Here is a 26,667-nt window from a genome sequence, read left to right as displayed (position 1 = left end):
CTCTTTACCCAAACTCTCCGTTTATTTTCTTTTTCTATCCATGAATGCTCGGCTCGTTTTTCACTCCGTTTGTGGATGAATCATGCGTATTCTCTGTCCGCTATTGGCTTAATAAGGAAGCCTAACCTCGTTAGTGAGTTAAACGTCACGCGCTGTAGAACAGCGCGGTAAGTGAAACAAACTGTAAGGTGCCACTATGGGAAGACAAAAAGCAGTGATCAAAGCTCGTCGTGAAGCCAAACGCGTTATCCGTCGTGACTCGCGTAGCCATCGTCAGCGTGAGGAAGAATCGGTCACTTCTCTGGTACAGATGGGTGGGATTGAAGCAATCGGAATGGCGCGCGAAAGTCGTGATAATTCCGTTATTCAAGCTCGTACCGTTGCCCAGGAACATTACTTGTCTGCGATAGAAAAAAAACAGTTGATTTTTGCCACAGGTGAAGCTGGCTGCGGTAAAACGTATCTGAGCGCTGCGAAAGCGGCGGAGGCACTAATCCATAAAGAGGTTGAGCGTATTATTGTTACGCGGCCAGTATTACAGGCCGACGAGGATCTTGGCTTTTTACCCGGAGATATTACAGCAAAATTTGCGCCTTATTTCCGCCCGGTTTACGACATACTTTTGCGTCGGCTGGGGGCCTCTTTCATGCAGTACTGTTTGCGGCCGGAAATCGCCAAAGTCGAAATTGCGCCATTTGCGTATATGCGCGGACGGACATTTGAAAATGCGGTTGTGATTCTGGATGAGGCGCAAAACGTGACAGTGAACCAAATGAAAATGTTCCTGACGCGTTTAGGTGAAAATGTCACGGTTATCGTCAATGGTGATATCACGCAGTGCGATTTGCCATCTGGGGTTAAATCCGGCCTGCGCGATGCACTGGAGCGTTTTGTTGAGGATGACATGATTGGCGTGGTCTCTTTCGGTAAAGAGGACTGCGTGCGCTCGGCGCTGTGCCAGCGTACGCTCCATGCCTATGGCTGATGTCTGTGTGGCGCGGGAATGAAAATTTCTAAGCTATCACCATCAAAAATACCCCTGATGTAAATCAGGGGTATCAGATAAATCGAATTCATAAGGCTATGTTTTTATTTTAACTATAAAGAAAAGCCATCATGAGAATTTACCATGTGAAAGTGATCGAAGACGATATTCTCCACAACATTGGACTGGTGGAGCTGATATATGTAGGATTCATATCCATCAACAAAATCCGCAAAGCTGTTTAGTCATAGGGGTTAGGCTACATATTGCGTCGTATGCCTAAAAAATGTGGATTTCAATGTATCAATATGGAATTCAGTAGACAACAGAAAAACAATAAATCTATGCAACCTACTGTTTATATTTTTTTTATAGTCTTTTCTGGACTTCACTAGACAAAACGTTGGCACGAGAGAAATTGAATTTGTTATTCAATATTATGATTTGTATTTTTTATTTTTACTTGATAGTCCCAATCGTAGTCCCATAGAGAAAAGTCAGGTTAAAATGGCTATATCTCGCCCGTTGTATACGCTGGCTTTTAGTGTTGGCTGTGCTGCAAATTTAACTTTGCTTTACGACGTTCTAATACCATCATTTTTCGGGTGTGTTGCCATAGAATCCCATCTAGCAACATAAACTCGCGCCACTCGGCTGTACCCAAAGAAAGAGATCTGTGCATCAACTCTCCGACACGTTCAGCAAGGAGTAGGTTTCTTGCTCGTAGCAATTGCAACGGCGTAAATTGCCCCTCATCACCCGCCAAAGGAAAGAATGCCTGACGGCTGCGTTCCCCATGTTTCACTGCGTTGGTGTTACCAATTGGTGCACCTGCACCGGCACGTTTCCCGCCCCAGCCTGATGATCTTGATTGTTGGTTATGTTTTTTATTGTCTTTCATGGCTGAGTGACGGTTAGTTGGTGGATGTACGTTCGTTAAAACTCAGAAAGGCAGTTGTTCACCATTTTGCGGGTAAACGCCTGTGCGTATGAAAGACGCGCAGAATCTGGATCATATTATCTTTTACGCGGTAGGGGATTATGTAGGGATAATGCGTTAACACCAGTTCACGCGTTCCAGGTACACGGCCAGGTCTTCCCATTGCTGGCTGTTGCGGTAGTAATTCCGTCAACCTTTGGACTTCATCTACGAATTGGCTGGCGGCTTGTGGATCGTCCTGCGCGATATAGAGGTACTCGGCTTCCAAATTGGCCGCAGCTTTACGCAGCCATTTAATTTCCATGTCTTGCCGTACCTAATTTTTTAAAGAGATTGTTCATATCATCTGATGAGACAAAATCACCCACATCGGCTTCTTTAATAGCTTGCTCGATCTCTGCTATCTGCCAGGCTTCCCGCGCAAGATAGTCTTCAATGGCTTGTCCAGCCAGAAATGAGCGGGTACGCCCCGTGGCTTTAGCCAGCGCATCAAGCTGCGCAGTGGTTTCATCATTTAATCGAACGGACATGACACCCATACTGCTACTCCACTACATTGTGCGTTTTGTATACATTGTAGTGAGGTGAGAAGAGAGAGGCAAGTGGCTACTTAATGGTATTTGGGATGTTGTTCTCTATGCAGGTGTGAATTAGCTGCTGGTGTTTGTTAAGAACGAACAGCGGACGCTCGCATCTGTCCCAACACACTGAGGGCTTTACGAACACCTAGGTGTATTCGTCAACTGGGAAAAAGTCAGATTAGCTACGTAAGTTTCAGCGTAAAAATTGGGCACTATAAAAGTGCCCAAACTGTAGAAAAATATATAATGCTATGTATCTGAGCCAGACATAGAGCGCCGCCTTGTTATTTTATAATAAGTGGGATTTTCATCATCCACCTCAAAATCAGAGAAGAAGTGGTTATCTCTTAATGCTGTTAATAAATTTTGATTAGTTGAATCAACTTCAATTTTAGGTTTGCCTCGCCCCAAAATTTTACTGAACTCCGATAAACCAAGCAGATCAAGATACTCTTTGCAAGCCGTCTTACTCAAATCCTTACCCAGTAACAAAGCGATTAGCAGTGCTATTTTATTCTGCATATTCAGTCCCTCTGCCACAAACAGGTTTTTTTGTAAAGGTTCAGAAACATCATTAGGGCTTGCTATCAATGCTGATATATTCTGTATTGCTCGACTCAAGATGAGCGACTGAGTAGAGGTTCCCCAAGTTTTATACGATGACGTTAAGAATAGAAGTTCATCTGGTTTAAAATTATTTTCTAAAATATAGTCATTAACGACCTGAGAGTAATTCTTACCATGAATAGCCAACGGTGTTTTAACAAACTCGAGTAGCTTAACTTTCAAATCATCATCAACTTTCCAAGAAAGTATTGATATAGCCTCATCCAAAATAAAGTTATCAATCGTCATTAGTTCAACGTATGTGCTGATATTCTTATGAATATAATAGGAAAGTTGCTCCGGATAGTTATCTCGTATGAAATTAAGCGGGGCAATACTCATACGAATAATATTTTTATCCACTAATATTTTGAACTTATCACGCGCGATATTACTAACGCTAAAGGAGGTTTTATAAATAAGATTTAGTGAACAAATTAATTTCTCATATTTATTATTTGATAAATCATTACAAATTACAATCGACTTAAATAATTTACCTTTAAGCTCATCGTCAATGTTGATTTTTTGAAAATTCAGCTCTACATGAGTTCTATTGATAAATTCGATGAGTGAGTCATCCAGTCCATCAACATGTTCAAAATAAAAGACTATATTTTCCTCAGAGAAAACAGCTCTATCTTTATCCAACAAAGATGACCATAAGGATTCGCTCTCAACCTCACTCAAAGAGGTCACGAAAGTTTGCAAAGAGTTTATATACTGCCCTTTTTGTTCATCAGATATTTTCTCATTATTAAGAACGGATAAAACAATGGCTTCATCATCCACGATTGAACCCTCACAACTCGATAAAACCATATCCAGATAGTCATTAATATGGTTATTAACATAACTAGCCAAGGGAGAATCAGGCTGTGACATCACTAGTGTATAGTTCTTATGGCGAATATCATCTTCACTGTTAAGCGTGTAAACCTTATTCAGCATTAAGGTCAGGTTGGCAAAATTAATATCATAAAGTGAATGCTGATAAACCTCATCAAAGAGTATTTTATTTGCGTTTTCAAATTTGATACTGATAAAAGAGACGTTAAGCAACTTAAAACCACTAATTAACTTGTCAACCTTCGGTTCTGATATTGCTAAATAATCCGCCGAATCGGAGATGTAATCAGTCAGACAATCATCAATGTTAATGGCCTCAATGTCGTTACTGGCAGAATAATAAAATGTGCCTATAGAGTAGCGTCTAACCCAATCAGCAGAAAATTCACTCTCTGTCAGCGCATAAGAAAAGAACTCAGGCCACTGTGTATTTAATCGATTAATGAAGCCTGGCTGAGCCCTCTCAGTTTCAAAGTAGCCGCGAATAAACTCAACTCTTCTATCTTTTCTTAGTTGTTTGAATAAACGTTTTATTAAGTTTACTTGGGCTGGCGTTTGAAGCAGATAAGCTAATAGATCAAAATTAAGCGCCTCTTCCTGTTCAAAATCCACTTCTCGAAGGCGGGCAAGGACCAGCTTGGGGTTCTTGAGTTGATAAGTGAACTCTTTGCCTTTTTGATCGGTAATGCTGCGTAAAAACATCTTATCAATTCGACTCAGGCTATTTTCATAAAAATAGGTCATATAGTCGGCATAGGTTTCATCAATATAGCCATCACGAATAAGGTATTTAAGCAAGTCAAAATACTCACTGCTTTTTATTTCATTAAAATCTCTTTTTTCTCCAATTTCATTGATATAGGTGAGCTTAAATATTTCATCAATGTTTTCTCTTGTTATTATTTCTTTAAGTTTTTTATTCCTAGAATAAACCAAACTCTCTCTTGATCTTGATATAAGCTCATTGATTTCTTCTATTTTCCCATTGGTTTTATTTTCAACACTTTCTTTTCTAGCCGCTCTTCTCTTTTCTATATCAGCTTTCTCAGCCTGATGATAGTAAGAGTTACTGTATTTAGACAGTTCCTTATCATATATAGCATCAACCTCCTGACTAGAATTGAGTATTTCACCATTGATTACCTCAATTTCTTTTTTTCTATCGCTAATATATTTTTCTATTTCTTTTATTTCTCTTATAATAAAATTATCCTTTTCACTAAATAAGGCAAAAACCATACCTTGATTAAGTTGCAACTCACTAAAATCTCGTGGAAAAATATTTTTATAGGCAATAACGGCCAACATTTTATTACAGTCAAGTTCTGTCGTATTTAATTTGTTATAATAAATTTGAAATTCATTATAAATATTCTTCAATATTCTCATGTCATCAATATATAGCGACATCTCTTGTAGAAATCTTTCATTGAACAACTTGAGAATACCCCCATCATCAAAATGTGAGATAAACTGATCGTAAGAGTTAGAACTATCAACAACAGGAATAACTGGAATGATATAATCAAAGAATTTCGTTCTATCCTTCGAAATGAAGATGTCATCACGAAGTAAGTAAATAAAACGTAACTTCGATTTCTTGTGCCCTGCTATGCTCCGTTGAATATTAACCAGTCTATTCACCTCATGAAGACGTTCAAAGATGTTATTACTATTAAAACGGTCCATGTCTTCAAAAATAATAGCATCAGCATCAACGTTCTCGAAAAGGTACAATACTTCATTCAAATACCTATCAAAATAAGACTCTTTACTTTCTTCAAAAATCTCTATTTCATTGCCCTGTAAATTTATTTTCTTAAGAACATTACGATTCTTTTGGGTTTTTATTAACTTGTAAATAAAAACACAAGATAGGATAGTGCATATAAATCCACTAATTAAAAGCGTATCGTATTTAGTTGATAATGTAAGTGGTGTCTTTAAATTACCATCAGATAAAAGTGAAACATATTTCTCCCACTTATTAAATAGAGTGATATGTAGTACCGTGGCGATCAATAACACCGTGAAGATGGTATTTATCACAACGCTGCTCGTTCTTATTTTTTTCTTTACTTTAAAATGCGTCTGGGGAATATCATCAGCATTAATCTGGTGAATTAACTGGTTAAGAATTTTACCTTCTAATGCGGTTTCATTTATATCTTTACCTGGTTCATTAGTTTCAGTTTCCTCCATCGTTCTGAAATGAGCAAGTGAGATATGAACAAATTTTATATTCGAATGACTTTTCTTATAGGATTCGACAAGACTACTTTTCCCTGCGCTATATTGCCCTGATATTGCAATGTTTTTTAGATCGTCATTGGCAAAAACAAAATCAATCGCATTTTTATATATACCCAGCTCAACATCGCTGATCGGCGTTAGCTTTTGAAATTTATAGCTGTCATCACTCATTGATATCCTTTCCCCATCTTCACCGAGAGAGCTACTTCTCAGAGTTAATCAAACAAAATCATACAGATAAAATTTCGCCCTACTATAGCAGAAACAATGCTAAAGATTAGCCAAAGCCCCTTTGTTTTTCTTCACCTATCCCTCTGATTTCACGCTACTGTTAGCACTGGCAATGCCTGAAAACCTTGCTCGTAAAGAGCACAATGGCAAGTCAGCAAAGCATGACTTCGCAATCTAGCGCCGCTAAAAACAGTGCTGAATCGCTACGACTTAGGCAGCCATCTTATCGATTGGCAGATAATCTCTAACTTCCGCTCCTGGCACATTGCAGACCGTCGAGTTTAGCCGATCTCCAGTAGTGTTTGACCCGACCACAGATCGAGGCTGTCCCCCCTCAATCTACCATTTTAAGCACGTTTCCCGCCGCGCCGACTTCGCAAAAAACCATAGCATTTCGATACATGCGTACCGACCAAAAAATTGATTTCAAATTGAATGAAATGAGGCGTGGTGCGGGTTACAGCGCGGTACGCAGTTCGCACAGTAATGCGCACAACTGCGAACCACATTGCGAATTTTATCGTAGCAGCTCCGTTTCATTTTGCGTACTTGCTCGCTGGCAATGGATTAACACGGCATGATTTTTGTGTGCCAAATTCTTATAGATAAGCAAAAGTGGGTCGGTTCGGTAGGTTCAGTCGGTTCACGTAGTCAACTGATTGATAGATAGGGTAATTATTTTCAGAATTGAACCGACTTATGGGTAGGTTCACGCGGTGTGTAGGTCGGTTCATCAAGCCAGCCAGAAAAGGGGCGTTTGGTCAGGTCGGTTCAAAATGGCTAAAGTCGGTTCAGGGTCGGTTCACTATTCAAATAAAAATAACGATAAATCAATGTATTAAAATAATGAACCGACTGAACCTACCGAACCGACCTTATTTTACCTTACACGTGATTTACTCTTCCTCGTCGTCGAGCGTCATGAGCACCACAAAGCGCGGCTGTTTGCCGTCAATGCGCAGTGATTTACGTGTAATGCCTTTGGCAGGTTTGTCCAGCATTCCGGCGTCGGCCAGCACCTGCGCAAACGCAGCGGCATTGGCACCAGCGGCAATCTCGTTATTGAACACTGCGGGGAAGGTGTGAAACACCAGCGTATCGGCTCCTGGCTTTTTCACCCGATAGCCTGCCAGATCCTTGATGGGTAAATCGCGTGGATCTGGATTGGGATGCGGTAAATAACGGCTGTAGCCAAACTGGTGCAAAAAGGCATCAGCCTGTTCTACCCAGGCTTTGGCCTCACGGTTGCCCATGCCAAATTCATTTACCCAGGCATAGAAGCTATGTTGTAGCGCATCGTGGCATTCTTGCGCTGTCCAGCCAGTTAAAGAGGCTGAGACTAATAAAGCGGCTTCCAGCACGGCAAAACGTGACGCCACACGCCGCACTTGTTCGCTGGCATCATCGGGTAACAGTGATAACCAGCGCCGTTCTGTTTCGCGGTAGGTTGCCAGCGCGTTTTCTTTCTGGCTGGTAAGGCCGGTGATCCACGCTCGACCGACTGCACCATAATGCGCGTTGCTGGCATCACGGATCGCGTCGGCATGAGCTTTGCCATCCTGATAACCATGAAATACCGTCGCTTTGGTGATCGGGACATTCAGCAGGCGCACCAATTGACCAGCATTTACCCGTCCACCGTCAGCGCGGATATAGCTTTCCAGGTCTATCTCGCCGGTACTGAACGCCATTGCCCGCCAGCGTTTTAGCTCTCGGTTGCCGCCTTCTCTGGCTCCCTGAATTTTACCCACGCCGTTAAACAGTGCATAGGCGGCATCGGCCACGGCTTTGCGATTGCTGCCTTGCCCGATTTCATCCAGCGGCATAAAACCGTCATTGTGGGCGGCGGCTTCGTTCACCAGTCCTGGCGCAGTGGAATACCACGTTAGTTTAAGCGCATTAGGATCGCCATAGACAGAAGATGCGATATTGCCAGTGGTGGTTTTACCCGCAGAGGAACCGCCAAATAGATGGACGCCGAATCCGTCCGCGTTTACCAGCCCGATAAGCGGGGCAGCAAAGGCACAAGCGACCCCCAACATCATGGAGGGATTACCCTGTGCCAGCGCTGCGACGTTTTCGCGCCAGCTTTGCGCTGTTCCTCTGGTAGCATAACCTTTGGCAGCACCCGATTTACCGTTGAACAAGACAGGAATGCTCGGTGTGCCGATAACAGAACCGTCCGGCATTAGGTACGCTCCATGTTGCCAGCCGGTCGCGCTGGCGATTGCCCAGCGGCAACCCGCATGACTGCGACATAAGTGATCGGCTAGTATTGCTCGTAACCCACCTTTGGCCGTGACTGCCAGCCCACCCGCACGTAATCGCGCCCAGCCTTCACGTTCGCCAATATCGCGCATTGGAATGGCTTCGGTGCGGAGCTGATTTTCACCGCTTGGCGTCCAGCTTAGAACCAGATAACGCTCTGACTCATCCGATCCGATACCCGCTACCGTAATAGGATCAGACAGCCAGCTTTCACGCTCGATAATGTCGCTGCTGTCATGGTCAGTCTTCGGCTCTACCCAATACAGCCCGCCATGACGAATGTCTGCGTAAGGTTTTAAGGGGGAATCGGAAGACGGCAGCGGTTTTTGTCCTGGCTGATAAAGTGAAGCGGCAAAGGTCGATATGGATACCGTCGCGCCATGCTGCTGATAGTAATCATTCCAGTCAGCTTTTTCAGTTGTCGGCGGGAGTGCCACCCAACCGTTTACCGCCTGTGCCGCTTTTTCAGCCGCGATTTTTCCAGTGTTACTACCATCAGGTTTGTTGTCATTGTCCGCTGCAAGGATGATTTTGGCGTCCGGCCAGACAGCACGGCAAGATCGTGCAACGTGAATCAGATTCCCGCTATCTAACGCGCTGATAGCGACACATTGCATCAGTAACGATGCCGTAATTGCCGTGGCGTAACCTTCGGCAATAATCACCGTATCCGTATGTTCAGGCAGAATATTAACGGGAATCAATGCGCCTTTCTTGCGACTACCAGCAATTAACTTTTTCTCGCCATTAGGTTTGATTAGCTGTGCGCCAGTGGTGGTGCCGTTCATGTTTTGCAGTGCCAGCAACAGGGAACCATCATCCAGCAGTAGTGAGGGGCGTTGCAGCCCCTTATTCAGCAGATAGTCAGATTGACCCGATACCGCTTTCGCCACTAGCGAATTTACCCGCTCGGCAATCAGACGATGATCAGGCTTTTCACTGGAGGGGGGAACGACTGGCAACGGAAGCGCCAGCACCTCGGCGACCCGTTCCGCTGCTTGCCACGCATCGCACTTATTCACTTTCATCACCAGATCCAGTCCGGTTCCTGCGCCGCAGTGAGAACAAAAATAGGTGCCACGACCTTCTTTATCGTCAAAACGGTAGCGGGTATTCCCGCCACAGTTGGGACATTCACTTTCCTGCCGATTGGTCGGGATGCCTAACCGCTGCAAAATTCCCTCCCAATGGCCGTTGGCTTTTGTCCGCACGTCTTGAATAAACGTGTTGCTCATGCGGCCTCGTCCTCCTACGCACGGTGGAGCGCATCAAGCCGTTCGGCAAGAATGAACATCAGGATCTCTTTTGCCTGCGGCTCCCTTAACTCCACGATGGCATAAGCCAATGCACGGCACTGATCGATCAGTTCTTCCTGTTCCAGCGGCGTGTTATCAAACATGGCGCACCTCCTGAACGGGAAGGCGGCCAGCAAAGAACAGAATAAAATCAGGCTCAAAATGCTGATGAGCGGATCGCTCGTTCGGCGCAATGATGGTTTTACGTTGCGGTTTTTCGTGCGGTGCTGTGCGGTAGACCGCCAGAAAGAGAAAGGTGAAATGAGGGTGAAACGGGGTAGGGGTAGCAACCATAGCGGCGGCCTCTTGTACGGGATTGAAAACCCCACCACTCCGCTGTCAATCGGGGTGGTGAGACGTAACAGGGTTGACAGACCGGCGTACAAGAAACCGGCGAGCCCGAAGGCTCCCCCATTACGCCCCACCATAATTTGGGCATAACTTGGTTTACGGACGTAAAAAAACCGCATGAAACTAAAGCGGTCGTCCGCTTGTACATTCAGGCTGTCAAACCTGGTCGCCGATTTTGCGGCAACGGTGAAACGATAAGCCAGATGCCCCGCCAGCGTCAATACGTTTTGTATTGGGTTTGCTAAGCGTTGCGCATTTTTCAGAGTGAGAAAAATGGACTCGCTATTGTGTATAAAAAAGGCTGTTTCCTGACTTTCGGCGTAGCAATGCCCGTTCCAGCCAGTGCCAGATTTTTGGATCATCATATTTTTTGATTCCGATATGCCGCTATCGCGGCAATAAGAATGGATGTGTCGACTTATGCGGTTTCGGTTTGCTGGTCACGTTCGGCAATGCGTTGCCTTAACCAATCGCTAACTTCATCCTCGAACCAGCCTACGCGCCGTAAACCAACCCGAAACCCTTTGGGGAATTCTCCGGCATTGATCATTTCCTGAAAGCTGCTGTCTGAATTAACGCGCAGAATGGCTTTCACTTCTTTCTTTAACAGGATTTTTCTGTCTAACAGGTTCATACGTGTTTATCTCCAATGAAACCGGCGTTGTCCGGTCAGTGCAGATAGTTAAACGGTTCTAGAGGGAGGTGTATGATAATTAAGGTTTAAAATTGGAAGGTAAGTAAATTTTTGGAATAATGATATGAGCTAAATAATTCGAGTTTCAGGGATAGAGAAAGTGAAAAAATCCAGAATCACTTACTCAAATAAATGATTCTGGTGATTGAACGCTGTTTTGCAATCAGTTTATGAAAAAATTCATTCTTATTCCGCGTGTTTTTCTGGTTCCGTTTATTGCCCCATATGTAAATACAGTGTCAGCCATTAACTGCGCGCAATCCTCTGGCTCCTTCCGACGCCATGACTTTTCCCGTTGCGGCTGTTTCTACAAATTCACCCCACCAGCACATCAATATTTTGCGCTGTTCCAGATAAGTGGATCGGTTATAGGCGCGGCGCACTTCGTTGGTGTCTACGTGGGCGAGGGCGGCTTCAATCACATCTGGCGGGAAGCCTTCTTCATTGGCCGCTGTACTGAATATGGCGCGTAGGCCATGAGACACCAGCACACCTTTGTAACACATACGACGCAATGCGGCATTAGCGGTCTGGCTGTTCATCGGCTGTTTGGGATCTTTACTGGAAGGAAACAGGTATTCTCGATGGCCGCTGATGGGCTTCATGGCGTCCAAAATGGCTAATGCCTGCGGGGGTAGGGGAATAACGTGCTCGCGGCGCATCTTCATGCGGCCAGCGGGGATCGTCCAGGTGTTATCTGTAAGGTTTATTTCGCTCCAGCGGGTCTCAGCGGCTTCGGCAGGGCGGGTAACGGTCAGTAGCTGCCATTCAATCAATAAGCGGGTCTGTAACTCAATGCTGGCGACCGATAGCGTTTTCATCAAGCCAGGTAATGCCTCTGGCCGAATGGTCGGCATATGGGTTTTCACTGGCGTCTGAAAGGCTTTGCGGATCTTGGCTGCGGGGTTAGCAGGAATCAGCCCAGAGTTAACCGCATAATCCATTACCTCGTTAATTCGCTGGCTTACCCGCTTGACGGTTTCCAGTTTGCCGCTGGCCTGTATCGGTTCCAACGCGGTGATGAAGTGACGAGCGGTAAGCTGGGTGATCGGTAAGGTTCCGATGAACGGGAACACGTATTTTTCCAGCGAGCGCCAGATATCTTTAATGGTGTTCTCGGCCAGCGGTTGAGACTTTTTCACTTCGTACCAGTCGGCGGAAACTTTGGCGAACGTGTTCAGGTTGATGGCTTGCTCTTGTTCGCGCTGCTGTTGCTGGTGGAATTGTGGATCGATATTTTTTTCTAAGAGCGCTTTTGCGGCTTCCCGCATTTGCCTTGCATCAGCCAAAGAAATTGCCGGATAGCTACCAAACGTCAGCGTAGTGCGCTTTTTAGCTTGTGGGTGGTAATAGCGAAAACGCCATGTCTTTGTGCCGGAAGGTTTGACGAACAATAGCAGCCCGCCACCATCATGTAGCGACAATTCTTTGTCTATTGCTTTAGCAGCTTTGACTTCCGTGTTTGTGAGGGGCTTTGCCTGAATTGCCATGATCGTTACCTTTGGGACTACGGTTTTATGGGACTACGTTGATTTAGTCCCAAATGTAGTCCCAAACTTTCCGGCTGTAAACGGGGTATGCCGATAGATAACAGGCAACAAAAAACCCGCAAACTCAGTGAGAATGCGGGTTCTTGTGGGGTTTCCGGTAGTAAACGATACTAACCGAATATGTATTTGGTCGGCACGAGAGGATTTGAACCTCCGACCCCCGACACCCCATGACGGTGCGCTACCAGGCTGCGCTACGTGCCGATGCTATGGGCATTTATACTACCTTTTCCTGACTTTATTGCAATAGCCGGATGGAATGACTGCTTTAGATTTAGGCAGTTAGTTGGCAATGAAGCGCCTTTCATTCGTTAGTACCTGCAAGAGTAGGGCAAGCTGCGGTTTTTCATCATTCAACCGATTTCCCGCCATGTCGTAAGCCCGGTAGTTGCCGTTGCTTTCCAAGACGATGAGCTGATCCTGCGTCGTGATGAGCAGCGTGCCGCCGTTGCCGTTAATCAACCACGGGTAGCGTCGTTGGGCAGAGAACAGGTCTTCACCCTGTGAATAATCATCCGTGCTGTTTTTAACGTGGAGCAGGCGCTGCATTAGCGTGGTCATGACGTCTTTGTTATCCGTCATTTTCGTAATGGTCTGCGCAGGCGTGTTCGGCCAGTGAACAATGAGTGGCGTTTGCCATTGGGTACGGGCAAAACGTGTCGCGTTGCTGGTATTGGCATTCTGGTTTTGTGCCGTTGTCACGATGACGACCGTGTTATTCAGAATGTTTTTTTCCTGCAGGGTACTAATGATTTGCCCAATCTGGCGGTCAACGTCCTGAATATTCATGCGGCCGTTAGGCTCCGCACCTTTGCCATCTGCGGTTTTCGGTGCGCTGCTCAGTTCAACGTAAGAGAACCAAGGCGCTGGATTATTATCGCGGTTGAGCCATTCCTGCCATTGCGTAATGATGGCATCGCCGCCTTGCTGCTGCGGCGCAGGCAAAGAGAAATCAGAAAGCAGCGCTTGACGATAAAGCGGGCTGTTGAAGCCGTTCGCCGAAAATAGCCCAAACTGATAGCCCTGCTGGCTTAACGCGGTGATCAAGGCGGAAGGTTTGCGCGCGCTCAGGATGCCGTCCATATAGGTCGTCGAGAGGCCGTAAAACAGGTTAAACAAGGCGGCGTCTGGCTGAGATCCTGAATCGTAATGATCGCTAAACCGCACGTTTTCCTCGGCGAAGCGCGATAGCTTCGGCATCCGGTTTTGTATGGCGTCGGGTTGCGTATCGTCGATCATCACCATCAGCAGGTTGTAGCCGCTGCCGCTATCGCGGAAGGAGATGTTACTGAGCGGATACTCCACCGTCATGGCTTCAGGATTGCCCTGCTGAGTCAGCCGACGCTGATATACCTGTGCATCCAGCAGGCCATGTTTTTCCAGAAAACGACGTGCCGTCATCGGATAAGACAGCGGCAGGTTGGCGCGCTGCATGGTAATTGGGCGATAGAAATTCGCATCGGCCCAGATATACATCAGATGTGACGCAAAGAACGCTGAGATGAAAACGCCCGCTAACGGTTTGCCAAAATGGCGACGGTTCAGGCTGCGGAGTTTCTGCCAGCACCAGGTGCCGAACAGCATTTCTGCCATGAAAATCAACGGAATGCCGATAAACATCCACTGCCAGTCGCGGGCAATCTCACCCTGTCCCGGGTTGACGACGAGTTCCCAAACGGTGCTGTTGAGGTGCAAGTGAAAGCGTGTAAAGACTTCAACATCCACTAGCAGTATCGTCAGCCCGGCCGTTGCCAGCGCCGCAGACAGGAACCGCAACAGGCGCTGCGACATCACAATAAACGTGAGCGGGAAGATGACCAGCAGATAGGCAGCAAAGACGATAAAGCTAAAATGACCCAGCCAGCTAACCAGTGCGTAAAGTCGACCGAACAGGGACGTCGGCCAATCGGCAACAAACAGGTAGCGGCTACCCAGCCCCAAAGTGAGCAAAATGTTGAATAAGGCGAACCAGTGTCCCCAACTGATCATCTGGGAGACTTTTTCGCGGTAGCGCTGACGGTTGGTTACCATACGTTGGTCAAAACTTAGTGAGCTTTATCGGCTTTTTTAATCGAAGCCTGTAAGGCTTCAGCGAAAGAACGTGCCAGAACCTGACGTTGTGCAGGCGCGATGCTGGTGTTAATCAGGTTCGTCACCATGTTACCGAGCACCATCAAAGCAAGATCGGTTGGGGCGTGGTGCTTTTCCAGAACATTGACCATCTCAGAAAGCAGTTGTTCAACGTGTTCGTCACTATAACGGGATGATTGTGGCATAAAATGGCGTATCTCAAGCTGGTAAAGTCGCTTATCTTACCGTATAGGCTTATGCTTTTCTGCACTTTTATCATTAACGTACTTTTATCGCTGGCGTACTTTTATCAATAAACGGAATTTTATCAATAAGTAGTGTAGACGCTTAGCGCGCGTACAGATGTAAAGGGCCAGCTTTAATGTGTTGCGGGGCGTTCGTATCAGTGTTTGAATACGCGCCTTGCCAAAAGGAGAGTTTATCATGAGTCTGGATATCGCCCAGATTGCCCTGCATCAGCTAATTAAACGTGACGAGCAAACGCTGGAAATGGTGTTGCGTGATTCCCTATTGCCAACCAATGCGGCAGTAGAAGAGATGATGGCTGAACTGCATCGCGTCTACAGCGCCAAGAGTAAGGCCTATGGGCTGTTTAATGAGCAAAGCGAGCTGGCGGATGCACTGCGGGCTTGTCGCAAAGGGGATGAGGATTTTCTCAGTTTCTCACGCGCCGCGACCGGACGCTTGCGTGAGGAGCTGGCGAAGTACCCGTTTGCTGAAGGCGGTATCGTGTTGTTCTGCCAGTATCGCTATTTAGCGGTCGAGTATTTACTGATATCGGTGCTCAATAGCTGCAACAGCATGCGAGTGAATGAACAGCTGGATATCAGCACCACGCACTATCTGGATATCAATCATGCCGATATCGTTGCGCGTATCGATTTGACGGAATGGGAAGTTAATCCGGAATCCACTCGCTATCTGACGTTCCTCAAAGGCCGCGTCGGGCGCAAAGTATCTGACTTCTTTATGGATTTTCTGGCAGCGTCAGAAGGGCTGGACACCAAAGCACAAAACCGTGGCTTGCTGAAAGCAGTCGATGAGTATTGTGATGAGGCACAGCTAGATAAAAACGAGCGCCAGAATTATCGTCAGCAGGTGTATAGCTACTGTAATGAGCAGTTGCAGTCCGGTGAGGAAATCGAACTGGCATCGCTGTCGCAAGAACTGCCGCCGCTGGGCGAGAAAACCTTTCAGCAGTTTTCAGCCGATCAGGGCTATGAGCTGGAAGAGAGTTTCCCTGCCGATCGTGGAACACTGCGCCAGTTGACCAAATTTGCTGGCAGCGGCGGCGGTATTAGCCTGAATTTTGATGCGCTATTGCTCGGCGAGCGAATTTTCTGGGATCCCGCGACGGATACGTTAACGATTAAAGGCACGCCACCGAATCTGCGCGATCAGTTACAACGTCGGACGAGCAGCGGTAAGCAGTAGACATCGCGCCAGAAGACGACACGGCCCTTTTTCTGACTTCAGGAAAAGGGCCGTAGCTGATAATGGTTTGAAATGATAGTGATTAGAAGTATTTAAGCCAGCTGATGTCTCTGCGGCGTGCTTTTAAGCGGGCAAACGCACGAACTGGTGAAAATAACACGACCATCAGCACCAGAGTGCACACCCACAATTGCCAGACGGCGGAAAAGCCGAACCATTCTCCCTGATTCTTCCCCCAGATCGCGACAGCGGTTAAATACATCCCTTTTAAAACATACAGATGCAGTAGGTAGAAAAACATCGGTGCGGCGCCGAAGCTTGCCAGTATAACGAGCCAGCGCTTTTGTTGCTGACGCTCGAATACGGCAAGCAGGCAAAGCCCGATGCTCAGCGTCAGACAGAGGAACAGCAGCGATGGCGGGTATTTCGTGATGTTGAAATAACTCATGAGCGTCTGCGTGATGACATCACCTTGCTGCCAGGGCTTTTCGCCATACAGATTGATGCTACGCAGAACGAAGAACAGCGCTAGCGTGATCCCTGCCAGAGTGAGCAGGGCTTTCTGGCGCTGAAGCGGAAATACCTCTTTTCGGTATAGCGCCCCAGCCACATAGCCAAGCGAAATGACGCCAATCCAAGGCAATACCGGGTATGAAGTACGCATACGGAATGTGTCGCCGATGTCTATCCAACCGCGATCGTGCAGAATTGCCCAGGGAATAGACCAGATGGAGCCTGCGGAAGCATGCAGAGGGTCCAGCAGGTTATGTCCACCCACAATAACGATGCCTAGTATGAAAACCAGCCCGGCAGGGAGCCAGATCAGCGCGCTGAGGGCGAGCATGCTCATACCGATTGCCCAGATGACCTGTAAATAGATGACCTGCGGCGGGAATTGGAACGTCCACGCGAAGTTGATTAGCGTGAGCTCAAGAAGAATGAGAATTAAGCCGCGCTGGAACAGGAAGAGGGCGGTTTGTCGACGATCTTGCACTTTCTGATGATAAAGCGCCGCAGAAAGCCCGGTTAAAAAGACAAATACGGGAGCACACAGATGCGCCAGCGTACGGTTGATGAATAGCATGGGGTCGGTACTGGTTACATCAATCGGATCGGCGAGTTGCAGGTGCAGATAAAAGGTTTCCCGCACATGGTCCAGTAGCATCAGTACCATAACCAGACCGCGCAGTGCATCGATAGCGATAAGTCGCTGTGAGATATCACGAGACATGTTCACATTCCTTTGTGAATGAATAAATTTTTATAAAAAAAACGCCGCATAAGCGGCGTTCTTCTTTTCCGGCGTCCCGGAAAACAACTTCAGCGCAAACTAAACGCGAACGAAGTCGATGTGAGTCAGTTTTGGCTTGTAAACGTGACGTTGTACAGCCTGAACTTTAACTTGAACTTCTTTGCCATCGATAGACAGGATCAGTGTTTCACCGTAGAAGCCATCTTTCACTTCTTGGTTTTTTACTGAATCGTGATCCAGTTCGATAGATACTGGTGCTTCTGAACCACCGTAAACGATGGCTGGGAATTTACCAGCTGAACGCAGGCGGCGGCTCGCACCCTTACCCTGACCTTGACGTGCTTCTGCTTTGATAATAATCATTTTCTTCTCTACTTATATAAAGTATTCCTGCTACAGGCGACCCAGCAACAGGTGGGACTATTCAGCTTTTGCGAACAAAAGCGGGCTGAATTCTAGCGGAATATGGCTCTGCGGGCAAATGAATCCCAAAATTACTCGTCATACTTCAAGTTGTATGTGCGTTGGCTACGTTCAGTCACCCGAATCACTTACCTGAGTAAGCTCATCGGGATTCCCTCACTTGCCGCCTGCCTGAAACTCGAATTATTTAGAGTATACCTTAGCCGCGGAACTCGTTGGCGCGGCGAAAGCGTCCCTGATAATCAAAGAGCTTTTCGCGTATTTGCCAGAATTTTCCGTGTTTGCGGGCGACGACAAAATCAGGCGCGCGTAATAAAGGTTGCTGTGAGATGACGTCAGCGGCATTTTGCCAGTTAAACGGGGTTCCCGGTGCGCGTTGGTGAACACGTAAGAACTGTTGCAGGAAAACGTGGCGCTGAGCGGTAGTGTGCAGGCGAAAACGTTCGCTAACTTCGGCACCTTCTTCATCATGGTAGGTAATCTTCAGCCATTCTCCCTTCGCATCCTGCCCCTGCTCGAAACTCATGCCGCTACAGCGTAAAACCAATGCATCTTTTAGCTTCAGCGCCGCTTTCAGCATATCGTCAGGATCGACCAATACTTCGTCACACTGATGGCAGCGCCGCGCGGCAATGTCGTTTTCCGCGCCGCAGTGCGGACAGACTTTAAACCTAAACCGGAAATCACACTGTTGGCGTTGGCTGCTTTCCGTCATTTCCCAGCCCTGACAGCGGCGGCCATAGTGTTCGATGATGTCGCCGTCTGGGGTGGTTTTTCCCCAGAATAGATTGGCAAAGCCACATTCGGGGCAGAAGACCTGTACTGGCTGGCTGCCAGCATGCGGTTTGCTGTTGCCAACCTCTGGCGTATAGAGATCGTGCGGATTACCCGCGTAATCCAGAATCAGACAGTCCGTTTTCCCCGGATATAAACGTAAGCCGCGTCCGACGATTTGCTGATACAAGCTGACGGATTCTGTTGGGCGAAGGATAGCAATAAGGTCGACATGCGGGGCATCAAACCCGGTTGTCAGCACCGCCACGTTGACCAGATAGCGTAGCGACTGCTGTTTAAAAGCCTCAATCAGCGCATCACGTTCCGCTGCTGGTGTATCGGCGCTGACCAGCGCAGCCTGACCGCTTGGTAATAAGGCCGTAATTTCTTTGGCATGCTCGACGGTGGACGCAAAAATCATCACGCCGCGCCGCGTTTGCGCATAATCGATGACCTGGCTGATGATATGCGGCGTGACGCGCTGCTGACGCTTGAGTTCGAGGTTCAGGTCGGCTTCGCTGAATAGCCCGTTGCGGCGGGCGACGAGCTTACTGAAATCATATTGCACCACCGGCATATCCAGTCTGTCAGGCGGTACCAGAAAGCCATGCTTGATCATGTAACGCAGCGGCAGCTCATAGATGCAGTCGCGAAACAAACTGCGTTCATCGCCACGGATCATGCCGTGATAGTGATACTGATATATCCAGCCTTTGCCAAGCCGATAGGGCGTCGCCGTTAAACCGAGCAGCCGCAGCTGGGGGTTAGTCTTTTGCAGATGCTGGATGATTTGTTGATATTGGCTGTTATCGTCGTCACTAATGCGGTGGCATTCATCAATAATCAGCAGGGAGAAGGCGCTATCGAACTGGTCGAGATTACGCGCGACGGACTGCACGCTGCCAAAGACCACCTTTCCCTGACTCTCGCGCTGCTGCAGTCCTGCCGCGAAGATATCCGCTTCCAAATCCAGGGCGCGGTATTTGGCATGGTTTTGCGCGACCAGTTCCTTGACGTGTGCAAGCACCAGTACACGACCACGAGCAAGCCGCGCCAGTTCGGCGATAACCAGGCTTTTCCCCGCACCGGTAGGCAAAACGATGACGGCCGGTTGGGTGTGACGGCGAAAATAGTCGAGTGTGGCGGAAACAGCCTCACGCTGGTAAGGCCGCAGCGTGAACGACATAACTAGTGCTGGCAGATTTTACTGGCGCTGGTGGTAAAGCCTGCATCGTGCGGGATGAATTTTCCTCGTTCAGACAGAAATTGCACCAGCATTGAGGCCGTCATATTTTCGGCGGAGCAGGTATGAAAGCGCGCCGCGCTGCCGAAGCGATCTTCTATGGTGGTAATCAGCTGTTCAGTGGTAAACGACTCACCGGACGCAAGCATCATTTGCAAAACTTCATGACCGTGGATAGATGACATGCGGTTGCCCTCAAGAGATAAAAAATTACCCCTATTATGCCTGTTGATAATACCCAGCGCGAGGGATAAACAGAGGGCGTGTAGCCTGAAAGTGGGCTAAAAAGAGCAACGTAGGGGCAGTGAATTGCAGGACGAGTGAGCAAAGCCCCGTTATACTACCCTCTCACAATTTAGGGTCTCACGATTTGAGATTGGCAGTTATTTGAGATAGGTAGTGAGTGTTAATGCGATTGGACAAATTTTTATCCCAGCAGTTGGAAATTAGCCGCTCACTGGTAGCGCGTGAACTCCATGCAGAGCGTGTTACCGTTGATGGTGAAGTGGTAAAAAGCGGCGCGTTCAAGTTATCCCCTGAGCATCAGGTTGAGTTTGATGGCGAACCGCTGAAACAACAGAATGGCCCGCGCTATTTCATGTTGAATAAGCCTCAGGGTTACGTCTGTTCAACGGACGATCCCGATCATCCCACTATTCTGTATTTCATGGATGTCCCAGTGGCGTACAAACTGCACGCGGCAGGGCGTCTGGATATCGATACCACCGGACTGGTGCTGTTAACTGACGATGGGCAATGGTCGCATCGCATTACCTCGCCTAAGCACCAGTGTGAAAAAACCTATCTGGTGACGCTGGAACAGCCGCTGGCCGAGGACACCGCCGCGCAATTTACGGCAGGTGTGCAACTGCATAACGAGAAGAACCTCACCAAACCCGCTACGCTTGAGAAAATAACGGATTATGTCGTTCGACTGACGATTAGCGAAGGTCGCTACCATCAGGTGAAAAGGATGTTTGCGGCGGTCGGGAATCGGGTCGTTGAGCTGCATCGCGAACGTATCGGTGGCATCTGTCTGGATAGCGAACTGGAACCGGGGGAATACCGGGAGTTAAGTGCTGAGGAGATCGCCAGCGTAAAATAATGCTGCATAGCATGACCTTTTTTCTAATCTGGAGTTATTAGTGCAATTACGCCGCTCTTCTCATTTCGGGCTGATTTTTATTCTCGGCCTGATTTCGATGCTAATGCCGTTAGCTATCGATATGTATTTACCTGCGTTGCCGACCATTGCTAACGAATTTGGCGTGGGGGACGGGCATGTCCAAATGACGCTCAGCACCTATGTACTGGGCTTTGCGATTGGCCAGATGTTCTACGGGCCGATGGCGGACAGTCTGGGACGTAAGCCTGTGATTCTCGGCGGTACGCTGATTTTTGCGTTTGCAGGTGTGGCCTGTGCGCTGGCACAAACGGTAGAGCAGCTGATCTACATGCGTTTTCTGCACGGTGTCTCCGCGGCTGCGGCTGCAGTGGTGATCAATGCTCTGATGCGCGATATGTTCTCGCGGGATGATTTTTCTCGCATGATGTCGTTTGTCGTGTTGGTGATGACTGTCGCGCCGCTCATTGCGCCTATTGCTGGTGGCTGGCTGCTGCTGTGGTTTAGCTGGCATTCCATTTTTTGGACGATCTCTGGTGCAGCTTTTCTGGCGTCAGCGCTGATTTTCTTTTTTATCAAAGAAACCCTACCGCCCGCTAAGCGGCAGAAATTTCATCTGCGCACCACCATCGGGAATTTCGCTATCCTGTTCCGCCACAAGCGGGTGTTCAGCTATATGGTGGCAAGCGGGCTGTCGTTTTGCGGCATGTTCTCCTTCCTGAGCGCCGGGCCGTTTGTGTATATCAATCTGTATGGCGTTTCTCCTCAGAATTTTGGCTACTACTTTGCCCTGAACGTCGTTTTTCTCTTTGTTGTGACGTTGTTTAACAGCCGCAATGTACGGCGGTTGGGTGCGCTGGCGATGTTCCGCGCAGGACTGGTGATCCAGTTTGCGATGGGAATATGGTTGGTGATTGTCTGCCTGTTCGATCTCGGATTCTTACCGCTGGTATTTGGCGTGGCACTGTTTGTCGGCTGTATTGCGATGGTGGCGTCGAATGCGATGGCGGTGATTCTCGATGGTTTCCCGCATATGGCAGGGACGGCATCGTCGTTGGCTGGCACGCTACGCTTCGGTCTGGGTGCGATCGTAGGCGTTATCCTATCGCTGGCCTCATTCAATAGCGCCTGGCCGATGGTGCTATCGATGGCAATCTGTTCGGTAGCTGCTTTTCTGCTATATCTGTACGCGAACCGTTCTCCCGCATCCTGATTTTCCCTTCCTCTCAGATGCAGGAAAGATGTTCCTGCATCTGAGTCTGTTCTCTTTTATTCCTCATTTTCCTTCTTAAGGCGATACCTAGGCATGGCTTTTTGTTTTGTTAATGTAAAATAGTTGACCCAAAAGTGAACAAGTGGGCTGAAAAGGGTTGAGATATTAAATGGAAAAGGTTACATATAGCCAGAAAAGAAGAAAAATTCGTGATCAATTTGGCATTAATAGTCCTTGCAATCAGAACTGTTAGCCACTATCACGATATGAAAAGCGTGTTTGTTGTTTTTTTGTTCGCTAAAAGTGGCAAGAAATGGTGTGAACACGCTACTATGATAAATATGTTACTATTTTGTGAATTATTACCTGAGGAAAACAGTAGTGGACAGTTTCCAACTTTCGGTAGTTCATCGTTTGCCGCAAAGTTATCGCTGGTTATCGGGTTTTGCAGGTATCAATGTTGAACCGATTCCGCTGAGCGGCAGAGAAGAAGACAACAACCTGATTGGTCTCAAACTGTTGAGCCACGATGGTGATATCGCATGGAATATCATGCGTCAGCTGAATCAATCCCTGTCTGAAATACAGGTTGAATGCGCCGTTCTGGAGTGGGAAGGCGAGCCGTGTCTGTTTTTGCATCGCAATGATGAAAGCACAGCAATGTGCCGTCTGAAGAATGTCGGTGTCGCTATCGCTGAGTCCGTATCAGCACAATACCCTTTTTAAACCGCAGCGTCAGCAGACTGACGCTGCGGTATTCCCTCATTTATGCTGACTGCGTTTCCGCCGTGTAGGATGAAAACTGTAGTAGTTCCCGCGTGTAATGTTCGGCAGGGTGCGCGAATACCTGTTTGCATTCCCCTTGTTCGACCACTTCGCCTTGTCGCAATACAATAACCTGATGGCACAGCGAACGGATAACCTGTAAGTCATGGCTGATAAACAGGTAGGCTATTTTGTGCTTTTCCTGTAATGACTTCAGCAGCGCCAGAATTTGCGCCTGAACCGTTCTGTCCAGCGAGGATGTCGGTTCATCAAGGATCAGCAGCTCCGGTTGCAGTATCAGGGCGCGAGCGATAGCGATACGCTGACGCTGACCGCCGGAAAACTCGGAGGGATAGCGGTAGCGGGTCGTGGGATCCAGTCCCACTTCCTGCATCGCCTCAATCACGCGCTGGTCGAGCGCCTCTTTGCTCAACTTATGATGGACGGTCAATCCCTCAGCAATAATTTGTTCCACATTCAGTCGTGGGTTCAGCGCGGAGTTCGGATCCTGAAAGACAACCTGAATTCGGTGGCGGAAAGGCAGCATTTGCTTACGGGTCAGCCCTTGTAAGGGCTGGCCATCAAACCAGATATCGCCGCGTGATTGAATCAGGCGCAGCAGCGCTAATCCAGTCGTGCTTTTACCTGAGCCGGATTCCCCCACCAGACCCAGACTTTCGCCGCGTCGCAAGGTGAAATTGATATTGTTCACTACCTGCTTTTCGTCAACGGTACGGCGCAAAAGGCCGCGTTTGATGGGAAACGAAACGTGCAGTTTTTCTACCCGCAGAATTGGTTCACCGTCATCGGTTACCGGAAGTGGCTCGCCCGACGGTTCTGCATCCAGCAACTGGCGCGTGTAGGGATGCTGAGGCGCGCTGAAAAGCTGCTGACAGCTATTATGTTCCACGGCCTGACCGGCTTTCATGACCGAGACGTTATCTGCCAACTTGTGGACAATATTCAGGTTATGGGTGATGAATAGTAAACTCATCCCCAGCTCCTGCTTCAGCTCGTTCAGCAATTTTAATATTTGCGCTTGAACGGTCACGTCCAGCGCCGTTGTGGGTTCATCGGCAATCAGTAAATCCGGCTGTGTTAGCAGCGCCATCGCAATCATGACACGCTGGCGTTCCCCGCCGGAAAGCTGGTGCGGGAAATCATTCAACCGGCTTTTAGCCTGCCGAATACCCACGCGATCCAGACAGGTGATGACTTCGCTGCGGGCTGCCTCGGTGCGCATGCCACGGTGGAGCGAAAGCACTTCAATCAGTTGTTTCTCGATGCTTTGCAAAGGATTAAGCGACACCATCGGTTCCTGAAAGATCATCGCGATCCGATTGCCACGTATCTGACGCAGTGTTTTTTCATCAGCATGCAGCAGCGACTGCCCTGCGAAGCGGATATCCCCTTGCGGATAAACCACGGGCGGGGAGGGGAGCAAACGCAAAACCGACAGCGCGGTGACGCTTTTCCCCGAACCTGATTCACCGACCAGCGCCAGCGTCTCACCCGCGTTCACCGCCAGGGAAAGCTGGTCGACAACGCGCTGTTCCTGACCGCCTTTGCGGAAGGCAATGCTGAGATTATCTATCTGCAATAAAGGTGAACTGGACATATTAATGCGCCTTGCTGGGGTCAAAGGCGTCGCGCACCGCTTCGCCGATAAAAATGAGTAAGGAAAGCACGATGGAAAGCACCATAAACACGGTAATGCCCAGCCACGGTGCCTGAAGGTTATTTTTCCCTTCCAGCAATAAAGTGCCTAATGATGGCGAGCCCATCGGCAGACCAAAGCCGAGAAAATCCAGCGATGTCAACGTGGTAATCGAGCCGCAAAGAATAAAGGGCAGATAGGTCAGCGTAGCGACCATCGCGTTTGGCAGCATGCAGCGGAACATAATGGCGCGGTCACTGACGCCCATCGCCTGCGCGGCACGAATGTAGTCAAAGTTGCGAGTACGCAGAAATTCCGCCCGTACCACGCCAACCAGACTCATCCAGCCGAAAAGGACAGTAATACCCAATAGCCACCAGAAGTCCGGTTGAATCACGCTGGACAGTAGGATAATCAGAAACAGCGTCGGCATGCCGGACCAGACTTCGATAAAGCGTTGACCCCAGAGGTCGAAACGCCCGCCGTAATAGCCCTGTGTGGCACCGACGGCAATACCCCTCACGCTGGACAGGATCGTGAGCGCCAGACCGAACAGCAGTGAGATACGGAAGCCATAGAGCACCTGCGCAACCACATCTTTCCCCTGACTATCCGTGCCCAACCAGTTCTGCCAGTTTGGTGCCGAGGGGAAGGATGCGGTAGTGGCATAGTTTATGGTGTCGTAACTGTAGTGAATTAGCGGCCAGATCGCCCAGCCGTGGCTGCTGATGCGTTCGGCGATATAAGGATCGCGGAAGTCAGCGGTGGTATCCAACTGTCCGCCAAACGTCCTCTCGCTGTGGTCAATAAGCACCGGCGTATAGAGCTGACCGTCATACTTCACCAGCAGCGGTTTGTCGTTGGCGATCAACTCGGAAAACAGGCTGACGATAAACAGCACCATGAAAATCCACAGCGACCAGTAACCGCGACGATTACTTTTAAAACGCGCCCAGCGCGCCTGATTAATCGGGCTTAAGCGGCTCATTGGCGTCCCTCAAAATCGATACGCGGATCCACCAGCGTATAGGTGATGTCACTGACGATATTCAGCAATAAGCCGATCAGTGTGAAGATGTACAGCGTACCGAACATGACGGGATAGTCACGTTGCAGCGTGGCGTCATAGCCCAACAGGCCCAGCCCGTTGAGCGAGAACATCACCTCAATCAGCAGTGAACCAGTGAAAAACATACTGATAAACGTGGCGGGGAAGCCGGCAATCACCAGCAACATGGCATTACGGAACACGTGGCGGTAGAGAATACTCTTTTCATCCAGCCCTTTAGCGCGCGCGGTAACAACGTACTGCTTACGAATTTCATCCATAAAAGAGTTCTTGGTGAGCATCGTTAGCGTAGCGAAACCGCCAATGACGGAAGCCAGAACCGGTAGCACGATATGCCACAAATAGTCGGTAATCTTGCTGTACCACGGCAGGGTATCAAAATTGCTGGAAACCAGCCCTCGAAGTGGGAACCAGTCTAGGTAACTGCCGCCCGCGAATAGCACAATCAAAATGATCGCAAACAAAAACGCCGGAATGGCATAGCCGATAATGATTAACGTGCTGCTCCAGGTATCGAACGGTGTGCCGTTCTTCACGGCTTTTTTGATGCCAAGTGGAATGGAAATCAGGTAGACAATCAGCGTACTCCAGAGCCCCAACGTAATCGAAACCGGCATGCTCTCCTTAATGAGCTGCATCACCGAAGAACCACGGAACAGGCTGTCGCCGAAGTCAAAGCGCACATAATCCCACAGCAGCTTAAAATAACGTTCATGAATCGGCTTATCGAAGCCATAGCGTTTGGTGATTTCTTCGATGACTTCCGGGTCGAGGCCGCGTGAACCGCGGTAAGCGTTCTCGATATTCGGTGCGCCGCTGGTGCCAGTCCGAGCCATACCGGCATCCATTCCGTTACTGGCGGTATAACCGCTGCCGTGCCCCATTTCAATTGCCGCGATGGCCTGATCCACCGGGCCGCCGGGTGCAATTTGTACAATGAAGAAATTAATCGTGATGATTGCCCACAGGGTTGGAATGACCAGCAAGAGGCGGCGTAACAGATACGTTCCCATTTTTATT

Annotated in this window: 22 protein-coding genes and 1 tRNA gene; 5 read left to right on the top strand and 18 right to left on the bottom strand. The window is 48.4% G+C overall.

Annotated elements, in window-relative coordinates:
* The first annotated feature begins 196 nt into the window (after positions 1 to 196).
* Entirely contained in the window at positions 197 to 985 is a 789-nt protein-coding gene (gene phoH / locus LOZ86_RS13230) for a phosphate starvation-inducible protein PhoH (protein WP_039485652.1), read from the top strand.
* A gap of 541 nt (positions 986 to 1,526) precedes the next feature.
* On the opposite strand, the gene LOZ86_RS13225 is transcribed toward phoH, so the two are convergent.
* The 11 genes from LOZ86_RS13225 to LOZ86_RS13170 form a co-directional block, all read right to left on the bottom strand.
* Positions 1,527 to 1,886: a hypothetical protein gene (locus LOZ86_RS13225; RefSeq protein ID WP_116362340.1), complete on the bottom strand. Its 360-nt coding sequence runs from the start codon at positions 1,884 to 1,886 to the stop codon at positions 1,527 to 1,529.
* A gap of 58 nt (positions 1,887 to 1,944) precedes the next feature.
* Positions 1,945 to 2,229, bottom strand: a complete 285-nt coding sequence (locus LOZ86_RS13220; RefSeq protein WP_111778800.1) for a type II toxin-antitoxin system RelE/ParE family toxin — start codon at positions 2,227 to 2,229, stop codon at positions 1,945 to 1,947.
* A complete protein-coding gene (relB, locus tag LOZ86_RS13215; RefSeq protein WP_111778801.1) occupies positions 2,219 to 2,464 on the bottom strand; it encodes a type II toxin-antitoxin system RelB family antitoxin in 246 nt (81 codons plus the stop codon). Before relB ends, LOZ86_RS13220 begins: the two co-directional genes overlap by 11 nt.
* Positions 2,465 to 2,755: 291 nt before the next feature.
* Entirely contained in the window at positions 2,756 to 6,385 is a 3,630-nt protein-coding gene (locus LOZ86_RS13210; protein WP_230242105.1) for a YobI family P-loop NTPase, read from the bottom strand.
* Between the two features lie 956 nt (positions 6,386 to 7,341).
* Complete coding sequence (locus tag LOZ86_RS13205; protein ID WP_230242103.1) at positions 7,342 to 9,948, bottom strand: TOPRIM and DUF927 domain-containing protein; 2,607 nt, start codon at positions 9,946 to 9,948, stop codon at positions 7,342 to 7,344.
* 14 nt (positions 9,949 to 9,962) lie between these two features.
* Positions 9,963 to 10,724 (bottom strand): hypothetical protein, encoded by a 762-nt coding sequence (locus LOZ86_RS21555; protein WP_422662171.1) that lies wholly within the window; start codon positions 10,722 to 10,724, stop codon positions 9,963 to 9,965.
* 53 nt (positions 10,725 to 10,777) lie between these two features.
* Positions 10,778 to 10,993: a helix-turn-helix transcriptional regulator gene (locus LOZ86_RS13190; protein ID WP_103162093.1), complete on the bottom strand. Its 216-nt coding sequence runs from the start codon at positions 10,991 to 10,993 to the stop codon at positions 10,778 to 10,780.
* A gap of 299 nt (positions 10,994 to 11,292) precedes the next feature.
* Positions 11,293 to 12,543, bottom strand: coding sequence for an integrase domain-containing protein (locus LOZ86_RS13185; protein WP_230242101.1), 1,251 nt, complete (start codon positions 12,541 to 12,543; stop codon positions 11,293 to 11,295).
* A gap of 187 nt (positions 12,544 to 12,730) precedes the next feature.
* Positions 12,731 to 12,807 (bottom strand) — tRNA-Pro (locus LOZ86_RS13180).
* A 78-nt stretch (positions 12,808 to 12,885) separates the two neighbouring features.
* Entirely contained in the window at positions 12,886 to 14,634 is a 1,749-nt protein-coding gene (yejM, locus tag LOZ86_RS13175) for an LPS biosynthesis-modulating metalloenzyme YejM (RefSeq protein ID WP_039485647.1), read from the bottom strand.
* A 14-nt stretch (positions 14,635 to 14,648) separates the two neighbouring features.
* Positions 14,649 to 14,879, bottom strand: coding sequence for a YejL family protein (locus tag LOZ86_RS13170; protein ID WP_005967239.1), 231 nt, complete (start codon positions 14,877 to 14,879; stop codon positions 14,649 to 14,651).
* 238 nt (positions 14,880 to 15,117) lie between these two features.
* Between LOZ86_RS13170 and yejK the strand changes: the two genes are divergently transcribed.
* A complete protein-coding gene (gene yejK, locus LOZ86_RS13165) occupies positions 15,118 to 16,128 on the top strand; it encodes a nucleoid-associated protein YejK (RefSeq protein WP_039485645.1) in 1,011 nt (336 codons plus the stop codon).
* Between the two features lie 82 nt (positions 16,129 to 16,210).
* Here the strand turns inward: yejK and LOZ86_RS13160 are convergent, their stop codons facing one another.
* The 4 genes from LOZ86_RS13160 to LOZ86_RS13145 form a co-directional block, all read right to left on the bottom strand.
* On the bottom strand, positions 16,211 to 17,359 hold the full coding sequence (locus LOZ86_RS13160; RefSeq protein WP_039485643.1) for an acetyltransferase domain-containing protein: 1,149 nt from the start codon (positions 17,357 to 17,359) through the stop codon (positions 16,211 to 16,213).
* Between the two features lie 99 nt (positions 17,360 to 17,458).
* Positions 17,459 to 17,743 carry a 50S ribosomal protein L25 gene (gene rplY, locus LOZ86_RS13155; RefSeq protein ID WP_039485640.1) on the bottom strand — a complete coding sequence of 95 codons (285 nt, stop codon included), beginning with the start codon at positions 17,741 to 17,743 and terminating at the stop codon, positions 17,459 to 17,461.
* 259 nt (positions 17,744 to 18,002) lie between these two features.
* Positions 18,003 to 19,763, bottom strand: coding sequence for a DNA repair helicase RadD (gene radD, locus LOZ86_RS13150; protein ID WP_039485637.1), 1,761 nt, complete (start codon positions 19,761 to 19,763; stop codon positions 18,003 to 18,005).
* Between the two features lie 2 nt (positions 19,764 to 19,765).
* The gene (locus LOZ86_RS13145) at positions 19,766 to 20,005 is read right to left on the bottom strand and encodes a YecH family metal-binding protein (protein ID WP_039485634.1); all 240 of its coding nucleotides are present in this window, start codon (positions 20,003 to 20,005) and stop codon (positions 19,766 to 19,768) included.
* Between the two features lie 224 nt (positions 20,006 to 20,229).
* Between LOZ86_RS13145 and rsuA the strand changes: the two genes are divergently transcribed.
* The 3 genes from rsuA to LOZ86_RS13130 all read left to right on the top strand — a co-directional run bounded on the left by rsuA (position 20,230) and on the right by LOZ86_RS13130 (position 22,882).
* Positions 20,230 to 20,925, top strand: coding sequence for a 16S rRNA pseudouridine(516) synthase RsuA (gene rsuA / locus LOZ86_RS13140; protein ID WP_039485631.1), 696 nt, complete (start codon positions 20,230 to 20,232; stop codon positions 20,923 to 20,925).
* A gap of 40 nt (positions 20,926 to 20,965) precedes the next feature.
* Complete coding sequence (locus LOZ86_RS13135; RefSeq protein WP_039485628.1) at positions 20,966 to 22,156, top strand: Bcr/CflA family multidrug efflux MFS transporter; 1,191 nt, start codon at positions 20,966 to 20,968, stop codon at positions 22,154 to 22,156.
* A gap of 381 nt (positions 22,157 to 22,537) precedes the next feature.
* Positions 22,538 to 22,882 carry a YejG family protein gene (locus tag LOZ86_RS13130; RefSeq protein WP_039485625.1) on the top strand — a complete coding sequence of 115 codons (345 nt, stop codon included), beginning with the start codon at positions 22,538 to 22,540 and terminating at the stop codon, positions 22,880 to 22,882.
* Between the two features lie 40 nt (positions 22,883 to 22,922).
* On the opposite strand, the gene yejF is transcribed toward LOZ86_RS13130, so the two are convergent.
* The 3 genes from yejF to LOZ86_RS13115 are packed head-to-tail and all read right to left on the bottom strand — an operon-like array spanning position 22,923 to position 26,660.
* Positions 22,923 to 24,539 (bottom strand): microcin C ABC transporter ATP-binding protein YejF, encoded by a 1,617-nt coding sequence (gene yejF / locus LOZ86_RS13125; RefSeq protein ID WP_230242100.1) that lies wholly within the window; start codon positions 24,537 to 24,539, stop codon positions 22,923 to 22,925.
* A 1-nt stretch (position 24,540) separates the two neighbouring features.
* Entirely contained in the window at positions 24,541 to 25,566 is a 1,026-nt protein-coding gene (locus LOZ86_RS13120) for an ABC transporter permease (protein ID WP_230242098.1), read from the bottom strand.
* Entirely contained in the window at positions 25,563 to 26,660 is a 1,098-nt protein-coding gene (locus LOZ86_RS13115; RefSeq protein ID WP_039485616.1) for a microcin C ABC transporter permease YejB, read from the bottom strand. Before LOZ86_RS13115 ends, LOZ86_RS13120 begins: the two co-directional genes overlap by 4 nt.
* Between the last annotated feature and the right edge of the window lie 7 nt (positions 26,661 to 26,667).

The organism is Pectobacterium parvum, from assembly GCF_020971565.1.
GTDB classification, from domain to species: Bacteria; Pseudomonadota; Gammaproteobacteria; order Enterobacterales; family Enterobacteriaceae; genus Pectobacterium; species Pectobacterium polare.
The sequence above is the reverse complement of the archived record's forward strand: the minus strand, read 5'-3'. Positions and strand labels throughout refer to the sequence as shown.

What these genes read in the sequence shown, in the direction of transcription:
- phoH (WP_039485652.1), top strand. Translation starts at nt 197, where the DNA reads ATGGGAAGACAAAAAGCAGTGATCAAAGCTCGTCGTGAAGCCAAACGC.
- LOZ86_RS13225 (WP_116362340.1), bottom strand. Translation starts at nt 1,886, where the DNA reads ATGAAAGACAATAAAAAACATAACCAACAATCAAGATCATCAGGCTGG.
- LOZ86_RS13220 (WP_111778800.1), bottom strand. Translation starts at nt 2,229, where the DNA reads ATGGAAATTAAATGGCTGCGTAAAGCTGCGGCCAATTTGGAAGCCGAG.
- relB (WP_111778801.1), bottom strand. Translation starts at nt 2,464, where the DNA reads ATGGGTGTCATGTCCGTTCGATTAAATGATGAAACCACTGCGCAGCTT.
- LOZ86_RS13210 (WP_230242105.1), bottom strand. Translation starts at nt 6,385, where the DNA reads ATGAGTGATGACAGCTATAAATTTCAAAAGCTAACGCCGATCAGCGAT.
- LOZ86_RS13205 (WP_230242103.1), bottom strand. Translation starts at nt 9,948, where the DNA reads ATGAGCAACACGTTTATTCAAGACGTGCGGACAAAAGCCAACGGCCAT.
- LOZ86_RS21555 (WP_422662171.1), bottom strand. Translation starts at nt 10,724, where the DNA reads ATGATGATCCAAAAATCTGGCACTGGCTGGAACGGGCATTGCTACGCC.
- LOZ86_RS13190 (WP_103162093.1), bottom strand. Translation starts at nt 10,993, where the DNA reads ATGAACCTGTTAGACAGAAAAATCCTGTTAAAGAAAGAAGTGAAAGCC.
- LOZ86_RS13185 (WP_230242101.1), bottom strand. Translation starts at nt 12,543, where the DNA reads ATGGCAATTCAGGCAAAGCCCCTCACAAACACGGAAGTCAAAGCTGCT.
- yejM (WP_039485647.1), bottom strand. Translation starts at nt 14,634, where the DNA reads ATGGTAACCAACCGTCAGCGCTACCGCGAAAAAGTCTCCCAGATGATC.
- LOZ86_RS13170 (WP_005967239.1), bottom strand. Translation starts at nt 14,879, where the DNA reads ATGCCACAATCATCCCGTTATAGTGACGAACACGTTGAACAACTGCTT.
- yejK (WP_039485645.1), top strand. Translation starts at nt 15,118, where the DNA reads ATGAGTCTGGATATCGCCCAGATTGCCCTGCATCAGCTAATTAAACGT.
- LOZ86_RS13160 (WP_039485643.1), bottom strand. Translation starts at nt 17,359, where the DNA reads ATGTCTCGTGATATCTCACAGCGACTTATCGCTATCGATGCACTGCGC.
- rplY (WP_039485640.1), bottom strand. Translation starts at nt 17,743, where the DNA reads ATGATTATTATCAAAGCAGAAGCACGTCAAGGTCAGGGTAAGGGTGCG.
- radD (WP_039485637.1), bottom strand. Translation starts at nt 19,763, where the DNA reads ATGTCGTTCACGCTGCGGCCTTACCAGCGTGAGGCTGTTTCCGCCACA.
- LOZ86_RS13145 (WP_039485634.1), bottom strand. Translation starts at nt 20,005, where the DNA reads ATGTCATCTATCCACGGTCATGAAGTTTTGCAAATGATGCTTGCGTCC.
- rsuA (WP_039485631.1), top strand. Translation starts at nt 20,230, where the DNA reads ATGCGATTGGACAAATTTTTATCCCAGCAGTTGGAAATTAGCCGCTCA.
- yejF (WP_230242100.1), bottom strand. Translation starts at nt 24,539, where the DNA reads ATGTCCAGTTCACCTTTATTGCAGATAGATAATCTCAGCATTGCCTTC.
- LOZ86_RS13120 (WP_230242098.1), bottom strand. Translation starts at nt 25,566, where the DNA reads ATGAGCCGCTTAAGCCCGATTAATCAGGCGCGCTGGGCGCGTTTTAAA.
- LOZ86_RS13115 (WP_039485616.1), bottom strand. Translation starts at nt 26,660, where the DNA reads ATGGGAACGTATCTGTTACGCCGCCTCTTGCTGGTCATTCCAACCCTG.